Source organism: Saccharopolyspora sp. NPDC002686, from assembly GCF_040295745.1.
GTDB classification, from domain to species: Bacteria; Actinomycetota; Actinomycetes; order Mycobacteriales; family Pseudonocardiaceae; genus Saccharopolyspora; species Saccharopolyspora oryzae.
Map to the genome: position 1 here is coordinate 1 of NZ_JBEOVY010000410.1, position 6,280 is coordinate 6,280.

Consider the following 6,280-nt stretch of genomic DNA (forward strand, 5'->3'; position numbering starts at 1 on the left):
TCTCCCGCGCGTCCTCGTGCGCTCATCGCTTCGCGCTCCCCGAATTGTCGGTCGATTGATCGATCTGATCGCCTCCAACCGTACCGGTGACAACATGGATGATCTCAGGGCCGAGGACGACCTCGTCGCCGTCGACGATCTGCTTGCCGCGGCGGGTCTCCACCGCGCCGTTGACCTCGACCAGCCCCTCTTCGAGGACCTCCTTCGCCTCCGCGCCGTCCTCGACCAGGCCCGCCAGCTTCAGCAGCTGACCGAGCCGGATCATGTCGTCCCGGATCTCCACATCGCGCATGCGCCCATTGTCCGCCGTCGCGCGCGGCGGCCGGGCGCCCCCGGCGGCGTTACCCTCGGCGTGCGCTCACCTGCTGCGACACCTGGGAGGTCGTCGTGCCCGTCGCCGTCACCGGCAGCATCGCCACCGATCACCTGATGCACTTCCCCGGCCGGTTCACCGACCAGCTCGTCGCCGACAACCTGGCGCAGGTCTCGCTGAGCTTCCTGGTCGACGACCTCGTGGTGCGGCGGGGTGGAGCGGCGGCCAACATCGCCTTCGCGCTGGGCCTGCTGGGGCAACGCCCGGTGCTGATCGGCGCGGTCGGCGACGACTTCGCCGACTACCGCTCCTGGTTGGAGCGCAACGGCGTGGACTGCTCGGGCGTGCACGTCTCGGAGGTCGCGCACACCGCGCGGTTCGTGTGCACCACCGACGAGGAGTTCAACCAGATCGCGTCCTTCTACGCCGGGGCGATGGCCGAGGCCCGCAACGTCGAGCTGGAGCCGGTGCTCGCGCGCGCCGCCGTCGACCTGGTGCTGATCAGCCCGAACGATCCGCTGGCGATGCTGCGGCACGCCGACGAGTGCCGCCAGCGCGGCTACCCGTTCGCCAGCGACCCGTCGCAGCAGCTGGCGCGGCTCGACGGCGAGCAGGTGCGGCGGGTCGTCGACGGCGCGGAGTACCTGTTCACCAACGAGTACGAGTGGGGTCTGCTGCTGCAGAAGACCGGGTGGACCGAGTCCGACGTGCAGGACCGGGTCGGCGTCCGGATCACCACGCTCGGCGCGTCGGGTGCGGAGGTCGTGGGTCGTGACGGCGAACGGCTGCTGGTGCCTGCGGTTCCGGACCGCGGCCGGGTCGATCCGACCGGGGTGGGCGACGGGTTCCGGGCGGGCTTCCTCGCCGGTGTCCAAACAGGACTGTCGTGGGAGCGTTCCGCGCAGCTGGGGTCGTTGATCGCGGTGCACGTCCTGGAGGTGACCGGGACGCAGGAGTGGAGCCTCGACCACGGGCGCGCGCTGCGGCGCTTCACCGACGCCTACGGGGCCGCGGCGGCGGTGGAAGTGGCATCGCTGCTGGCTTAGCCTGCAAAATTTTGCAGGGATTTGACCAGTTCATGCCAGGTTCTGCTGGCATGTTGACTTAACTCGCGCAAGAAAATGTGATCGATGACGACCGCTCCACGCTGAGGAGGTTGTCATGCGATTGGTGTTGCTCGCGCTCGCCGCGGCGGTCGGCGGAGCGTCGATGGTGCCCGCCGCGACCGCGGAGTCCGCTCCGGTGCGCGGACCGATCGTCCAGATGTTCCAGTGGCCGTGGGAATCCATCGCGCGGGAGTGCGCGGACTTCTTGGGCCCCAAGGGATTCGGTGCCGTCCAGGTGTCACCGCCGCAGGAGCACGTGGTGCTCGGCGACAAGGGTTATCCCTGGTACCAGGACTACCAGCCGGTGAGCTACCAGCTGAAGAGCCGCCGCGGCGACCGCGAGCAGTTCGCCTCGATGGTGCGGACCTGCAACGACGCGGGCGTGGAGGTCTACGTCGACGCGGTGGTCAACCACATGAGCGCCGGCAGTTCGGACGCCAGCGGGCCGGGCAGCGGTGGCTCGACCTACGACAAGTACGACTACCCCGGCGTGTACTCCGACGCCGACTTCCACGGTTGTCGCCGCGACATCAGCAACTACGAGGACAAGTGGGAGGTGCGCAACTGCGAGCTGGTCGGCCTGGCGGACCTGGCCACCGAGTCCGAGCACGTGCGCAACACCCAGATCGCCTACCTGAACGACCTGGTGGGCATGGGGGTTTCCGGGTTCCGGGTGGACGGGGTCAAGCACATGCCGCCGGAGGACGTCGGCGCGGTTTTCGGTGCGCTGCAGAACGTTCCGGGCACCGGCGCGCGGCCGTACGTCTTCCAGGAGGTGATCGGGGACAGCACGACGACGGCGGGGGAGTACACCGGCAACGGTGATGTCACCGAGTTCGGCTACTACGGCGTGGTCGCCAACGCCTTCCGGGACGGGTCGCTGGCGCAGCTGGCGAACCTGCCGGAGCGGATGTCGCTGCCCAGCGATCAGGCCGTGGTGTTCATCGACAACCACGACACGCAGCGCAGCTCGCCGATCCTGACCTACAAGGACGGCGTCACCTACGACCTGTCGGTCGCGTTCGAGCTCGCCTACCCGTACGGGACTCCGCAGCTGATCTCCAGCTTCGCCTTCGACAACGCCGATGCCGGGCCGCCCGCCGAGGCGGACGGGACGACGAAGGCTGCCAGTTGCGAGGATTCCGCGTGGGTGTGCGAGCACCGGCGGCCGATCATCGCCGGGATGGCCGGGTTCCACGGCGCGGTGCAGGGCACCGACCTGGTGAACTGGTGGGACAACGGCGGCGGGCAGGTCGCTTTCGGGCGCGGGGACAAGGGATTCGTGGCGCTCAACCGGGAGGGCGGCGAGTTGTCGCAGACCTTCCAGAGCTCGCTGCCGGCCGGGACCTACTGCGACGTGATGAGCGGGGAGCTGGTGAACGGGTCGTGCACCGGCGCGACCGTCGAGGTCGGGGAGGACGGCCGGTTCGACGCCGCGGTCGCGCCGAACTCCGGCATCGCGCTGCACGTCGGCGCGAAGCTCTGAGGACTGTTCGGCCAGGTCAGCGGGGCTGTGAGCACTTTGCGGGGTGATAGCCCCGGAAAGTGCTCACGGCTTTGACCGGCCGAATTGGCGCCGGACCATATCTGAATCGGTCTCATATTCGTTGGGTGGGTTGTCCACTTGGCGGCAGAAGGGCGGTTCGGATGCGGACTCCGCGTGGTGTCAGGATTTCCAGGCTGAGCGCGATCGGCGTCGCGGCGCTGATCGCGCTCGCTCCCGTTCCACCGGCGGCCGCCGAGCCGCAGCGGGACGTCATGTTCGTCGGCAACAACTGGGACGGCACGGTCGACCTGGTCGACGCCGAGCACTTCGGCAAGTACCAGCGCATCGACGTCGTCCCCGACCTCCAGCAGCGGCTCGCCGAGATGACGCCCGACGAGCACGCCGCGATGGCCGTCATCCGCAACACCGCGGGCGAAGGCCACGACCAGCTGGTCGACGACATCGCGGTGTCCCCGGACGGCCGCACCATGTACGTCTCGCGGCCCAGCCTCGGCGACGTCGCGGCCTACGAGATCGACTCCGGCAGGCAGGTGTGGCGCACCGACGTCAGCGGCTACCGCTCCGACCACATGGCGCTGTCGCCGGACGGCTCCCAGCTGGCGGTGTCGGCCACCACCGCGAACCAGGTGGAACTGCTCGACCCCGCCACCGGCACCGTCGTCGGCAACTTCCCGACCGGCGACTTCCCGCACGAGAACAGGTACTCCGCCGACGGCCGGACGCTCTACAACGCCACCATCGGCCGGGTGATCATGCCCGACGAGCCCGCGCTGGACCCGCTCAAGGGCAACCGCTGGCTGACCATTGTGGACACCGCGACCAACCAGGTCACCGACGTGATCGACTTCGGGGTCGGGATCCGCCCGTTCCTGGTGATGCCCGACGGGCGCACCATGTACGCGCAGCTGTCCTTCCACCACGGGTTCGTCGAGTACGACCTGGTCGAGAAGCGGATCACCCGCACCGTGCACCTGCCGCTGTCCGAGGACGCGAAGAAGCTCCGGCGCGACGAGTACCCGCTGGACTCCGCGCACCACGGGCTGGCGCTCAACGGCGACGGCACGAAGCTGTGCGACGCGGGCACGGTGTCGGACTACGCGGCCATCGTCTCGGTGCCGAGCCTGACCACCGACGCCCTGATCCCCACCGGCAAGAAGCCCTACTGGGCGGCGGCCACCCCGAACGGCCGGTACTGCGTGCTGTCCAACAGCGACAGCGACGACATCACCGTGGTCGACTTCGACGGATCCACCGAAGTGGCCCGCATCCCGGTCGGCGACCACCCGCAACGGGTCCGCGGCTACGCCGTCCCCACCGACGTCCTGGCCGGCTAGGCGCGGGCGGTGACGATCATCCGGCGGTGATCGGTGGTCAGCCTTCCGCCGTCCTCGCCGAGGATCTCGATTTCGCGGAAACCGGCTTCTGCCAGCCAGGTTCGCAGTTCCGGGGCGGTGAGCAGGCGGACCGAGTAGCGGACCGTTCGCCGCTCGCTGCCCCGGATCAGCGTTCGCCGCACGTGGGAGCGGAGGGTGACCGGGTCCAGGTGGTGCTCGTCGATCGCCATGTCCTCGCCCCGGGTGCGGACGACGTCGCGTTGGTAGCGGGGGAGGAGGTTCGCGAGGTTGTTGAGCTCCATCGCGAACCTCCCACCTGGTCGCAGCGCCCGGTGGACCTGGGCCAGGACCTCGCGGTTGCCCTCGTCGGAGAAGTAGCCGAACGCGGTGAACCAGTTGATGACCGCGTCGAACCGGTCGGTCCAGGGCAGTTCGCGCATGTCGCCCAGCCGGTAGTCGACCTCGACACCGCGGGCAGCGGCGTCGGCGCGGGCGTGCTCCAGGAACGTTCCGGCGCTGTCCAGGCCGGTCACCCGGCAGCCGAGCGCGGCCAGCGGGTTGGCCAGCCGGCCGTGCCCGCAGGCCAGGTCCAGCAGCTCCGCCCCCGGTTCGAGGCCGAGCAGGTCCCAGATCTGGCCCGCTTCGGCATCGCTGCGCGGATCGATCAGGTCCTGGTAGAAGTACAGGTAGTCGTCGTCGAACAGGCCTTCAGCATCGAATTCCGGTTCCATGCGCGCTCCTTCGCCGATCCCAGCTTGGAGCGCGCTGCCGTTCGACGGCAACCGGTTTTCAGCGCTCCGGGTCGATCAGGGCTTCGGCGATCGCGGAGATGTCCTCCGGGCGGACCCGGCAGCAGCCGCCGATCACGCTGGCGCCGGCATCGCGCCAGGTGCGCGCCAGGGCGGGCGACAGCTGGGGGCGTCCGGTCCAGCTCCGCTTCTGCGCGTCCCAGTTCTCGCCGCTGTTCGGGTAGACCACGACGGGTTTCGTCGTTGTCCCGCAAGCGATTTCGATCGCGGTCAGGACGTCCTCGGGGGCCGAGCAGTTGACGCCGACCGCGATGATCCCCGCGTGCTCGGCCACCGCGAAGGCCTCCGCGAGCGGCTGTCCGGCGCGCGTGCGGTCGCCGCTGGTGGTGAACGACAGCCAGGCCGGGACGTCGAGCCCGTCGAGGGCGTCGACGAGCGCTTCGGCCTCCTCGACGTCCGGGACCGTCTCCAGGGCGAAGACGTCCGGGACGGACTCGGCCAGCACCTCCATCCGCGGGCGGTGGAAGTCGCGCAGCTCGCGCTTGGTGCGGCCGTAGCGGCCGCGGTACTCCGAGCCGTCGGCGAGCATCGCGCCGTACGGGCCGATCGACGCCGCGACCCAGCGGTGCCGACCCGGCTCGACGTCACCGGCCAGCCGGGCCAGCTCCACGCTGCGGCGCATCAGCTTCGCCGCCTCCTCGCGCTCGATGCCGCGCGCGGCGAAACCCTCGAAGCTGGCCTGGTAGCTGGCCGTCGTCGCGATCTCGGCCCCGGCGCGGAAGAACGCGGCGTGGGCGGCCACGATCTCCTCCGGCGAGTCGGCCAGCAGCCGGGCCGACCACAGCGAATCGGACAGGTCGTGCCCGAGCGCCTCCAGCTCGGTGGCCAGACCGCCGTCCAGGATCGTGGTCGCCCCACCCAGCGTGAACGCGTTCATGCCACCCAGCGTAGTGCGACTCCCCACCCCGCACGACCACGCGATCCACCTCGCACCGCCCGACTCCACCGGAAGGTTCCTCGCGTTCCGCGCCCGAACCGCAGTTTCAATTGAAACTGCGCACCCCACCCACGGCGGATCGCAGTTTCAATTGAAACTGTGAAATTCACTGGACAACGGTGTGCCGGGTGTGCTCGGGCAGGGCGAGGGGACGGGCTCGAGCGGTCGACCGACGTGCGTCGGTGTGTCGGGTCCCGACACACCGACACCTGTGGACAGGTTCCGGGTCCTGTGGACAACATCCGCAATTTCAATGGAAATCGGAGCGCCGGAG

Annotated in this window: 6 protein-coding genes; 3 read left to right on the forward strand and 3 right to left on the reverse strand. The window is 69.5% G+C overall.

Features of this window, described 5'->3' with window-relative positions; all coding sequences use genetic code 11:
• Positions 1-22: 22 nt before the first annotated feature.
• Entirely contained in the window at positions 23-292 is a 270-nt protein-coding gene (locus ABTZ89_RS34030; RefSeq protein WP_351052582.1) for an RNA-binding S4 domain-containing protein, read from the reverse strand.
• Between the two features lie 137 nt (positions 293-429).
• Between ABTZ89_RS34030 and ABTZ89_RS34035 the strand changes: the two genes are divergently transcribed.
• The 3 genes from ABTZ89_RS34035 (at position 430) to ABTZ89_RS34045 (ending at position 4,260) form a co-directional block, all read left to right on the forward strand.
• On the forward strand, positions 430-1,359 hold the full coding sequence (locus ABTZ89_RS34035; RefSeq protein ID WP_270949504.1) for a carbohydrate kinase family protein: 930 nt from the start codon (positions 430-432) through the stop codon (positions 1,357-1,359).
• A gap of 115 nt (positions 1,360-1,474) precedes the next feature.
• On the forward strand, positions 1,475-2,905 hold the full coding sequence (locus tag ABTZ89_RS34040) for an alpha-amylase (protein ID WP_351052585.1): 1,431 nt from the start codon (positions 1,475-1,477) through the stop codon (positions 2,903-2,905).
• Positions 2,906-3,066: 161 nt separating this feature from the next.
• Positions 3,067-4,260, forward strand: coding sequence for a YncE family protein (locus ABTZ89_RS34045; RefSeq protein WP_351052587.1), 1,194 nt, complete (start codon positions 3,067-3,069; stop codon positions 4,258-4,260).
• On the opposite strand, the gene ABTZ89_RS34050 is transcribed toward ABTZ89_RS34045, so the two are convergent.
• Both ABTZ89_RS34050 and mmuM read right to left on the reverse strand, forming a co-directional pair.
• Complete coding sequence (locus ABTZ89_RS34050; protein ID WP_351052589.1) at positions 4,257-4,991, reverse strand: SAM-dependent methyltransferase; 735 nt, start codon at positions 4,989-4,991, stop codon at positions 4,257-4,259. The genes ABTZ89_RS34045 and ABTZ89_RS34050 overlap by 4 nt on opposite strands.
• 58 nt (positions 4,992-5,049) lie before the next feature.
• On the reverse strand, positions 5,050-5,946 hold the full coding sequence (gene mmuM, locus ABTZ89_RS34055) for a homocysteine S-methyltransferase (RefSeq protein WP_351052592.1): 897 nt from the start codon (positions 5,944-5,946) through the stop codon (positions 5,050-5,052).
• Positions 5,947-6,280: the final 334 nt, after the last annotated feature.

Coding starts and splice junctions, on each gene's coding strand:
- ABTZ89_RS34030 (WP_351052582.1), bottom strand. CDS start 292: ATGCGCGATGTGGAGATCCGGGACGACATGATCCGGCTCGGTCAGCTG.
- ABTZ89_RS34035 (WP_270949504.1), top strand. CDS start 430: ATGCACTTCCCCGGCCGGTTCACCGACCAGCTCGTCGCCGACAACCTG.
- ABTZ89_RS34040 (WP_351052585.1), top strand. CDS start 1,475: ATGCGATTGGTGTTGCTCGCGCTCGCCGCGGCGGTCGGCGGAGCGTCG.
- ABTZ89_RS34045 (WP_351052587.1), top strand. CDS start 3,067: ATGCGGACTCCGCGTGGTGTCAGGATTTCCAGGCTGAGCGCGATCGGC.
- ABTZ89_RS34050 (WP_351052589.1), bottom strand. CDS start 4,991: ATGGAACCGGAATTCGATGCTGAAGGCCTGTTCGACGACGACTACCTG.
- mmuM (WP_351052592.1), bottom strand. CDS start 5,946: ATGAACGCGTTCACGCTGGGTGGGGCGACCACGATCCTGGACGGCGGT.